Raw genomic sequence first — 1452 nt, 5'->3', positions numbered from 1 at the left:
GTAAGAGAGTAAATAAAAGAATGGATAGGCTTTCGTCCCAATGCGGGTCTAATATAGATAAAATCTTATAGACTAACGCTCGAACTAAGGTTGCCGACATTCTTTTAATTAAAACTAACGAGAGGAGTGATACCTTTTGCATTATAAACTAAAGCATATATATGTAGGGGTAGACTTACACAAAGACCATCATACTGCGGTAATTATAGATTGTTGGCATAGTAAATTAGGAGAAATTAAGTTTGAAAATAAGCCCTCGGAGTTTCCTACACTAATTAAGGAAGTAAAAAAGTATACAAAGAAAGGTATTACTCCTATCTTTGGTTTGGAGGATGTGGGGGGCTATGGTAGAAGTCTAGCAGTATATCTATTAGAAAATAACTACCTAGTGAAGGAAGTAAATTCAGCCCTATCCTACGCAGAGCGTAAGAGCTATCCCACCACCCAAAAGAGTGACAGTTGGGATGCAAAATGTGTAGCAGAAGTGTTATTAAATAAGCTAGAGATATTACCCGATGCTAACCCACAGGATATATACTGGACATTAGGGCAGATGGTAACAAGAAGAAATGCCTTAGTTAAATCATTATCAGCGTTAAAGAACCAACTGCATACCCAGTTAAATTATAACTATCCTAGCTATAAGAAATTCTTCTGTGATATAGATGGAGTAACAGCCCTAGCCTTTTGGGAGAAGTATCCCGCCCCCCACCATCTAAAGGGAATTAAGGCAGAGGAATTTACAGGGTTTCTATTAGAGAAGAGTAGAAATTCCTGTTCAACTAAGAAGGCAGAAACAATACTAGAGCTAACAAAGTCAGATGGAGAAACAGAAAGAGAGTATCAAGAGTATAGAGATTTTCTAATACAAAGCCTTGTAAGAGATATACAGTTTAAGAAGGAAGAAATATCTAAGGTAGAGAAGGAAATCTCTAACCTAATGAAAAGGCTAGACTTTAAGCTAGAAACAATGCCAGGGATAAACACAGTAACAGCCTCAGCCCTAGTTGCAGAGATAGGAGACATAAATAGATTCTCTAATGCTAATAAACTAGCAAGGTTTGCAGGGATAGCCCCAGTTAATTTTAGCTCGGGGGGCAAGGGTAAAGACCAAAAGAGTAAGCAAGGGAATAGAACACTACATGGAATCTTCTATTTCCTAGCAGTACAACAGGTTCAAATATCTAAGGGAAGTAAAATCCCTAGAAACCCAGTATTCTATGAATATTACCAAGGGAAGATAACAGAAGGCAAGACGAAAGGACAAGCATTAGTATGTGTCATGAGAAGGCTAGTAAATATCATCTATGGTATGATGAAGAATAAGACTTCCTACCTAGCCCCGCCACTTCCACAGAAAGAGGCAGTTTGATATAATGGTGATAACTGGAAAGATAGTTATCACCATATTAAAAACCTAAGTCACGATTACAACTTAGGGGACGGGTAATG

Annotated in this window: 1 protein-coding gene; it reads left to right on the top strand. The window is 37.8% G+C overall.

What is annotated here, in order from left to right; translation table 11 throughout:
• Nucleotides 1–136: 136 nt before the first annotated feature.
• Nucleotides 137–1372 (top strand): IS110 family RNA-guided transposase, encoded by a 1236-nt coding sequence (locus T335_RS0115310; RefSeq protein ID WP_026478313.1) that lies wholly within the window; start codon nt 137–139, stop codon nt 1370–1372.
• Nucleotides 1373–1452 lie beyond the last annotated feature (80 nt).

Source organism: Alkaliphilus transvaalensis ATCC 700919, from assembly GCF_000621485.1.
GTDB lineage: Bacteria > Bacillota > Clostridia > Peptostreptococcales > Natronincolaceae > Alkaliphilus > Alkaliphilus transvaalensis.
Note: the sequence above shows the minus strand (reverse complement) of the source record. Positions and strands in the feature narration are given on the sequence as shown.